General features: G+C 60.8%; 1 protein-coding gene. It reads left to right on the top strand.

Annotation, left to right across the window (positions count from 1 at the left end):
* A partial coding sequence (locus HMPREF3047_RS10045) for a hemagglutinin repeat-containing protein (RefSeq protein WP_141756577.1) occupies positions 1 to 441 on the top strand: 441 nt, incomplete at both ends.

The raw sequence follows: 441 nt of genomic DNA, 5'->3' as shown, positions 1-441 counted from the left end.
TGCCCAAGCCCATGCAAAACGCATCGACGCTGAAGTCGGCGGCACACTGCACATCGAAAGCCCACAGGACACTGTCGAACAGGAAAGCAAACAAAGCGGCGGCGGCATCCGTGCCCAAGTTGCCCTTGGTACCGCATGGAACGTATCCGGCAACTACAACCAAAGCAAAGCCAGCGGCTACAGCCGCAGCGTCGGCAGCCAGAGCGGTCTCTTTGCCGGCGAAGGCGGCTACCACATCACCGCCGACAGCGTCCGACTCAAAGGCGGCGCCATCGCTTCTGCCGCAGACAAAGACCACAACGAACTCACCGCCCGCAGTTTCAGCTTTGAAGACATCCGCAACGAAAGCAGCTACAGCGCCAGCAGCATGGGCATCGGTGCCGGTTATGGCGGCAGCCTGAAAGGAAGCGACGGCTTCAATCAAAGCGCCTTCGGCCGTGC

It is taken from the genome of Neisseria sp. HMSC075C10, assembly GCF_001815615.1.
Lineage (GTDB): Bacteria > Pseudomonadota > Gammaproteobacteria > Burkholderiales > Neisseriaceae > Neisseria > Neisseria subflava_A.
This window is presented reverse-complemented; position numbering and strand designations above follow the sequence as displayed.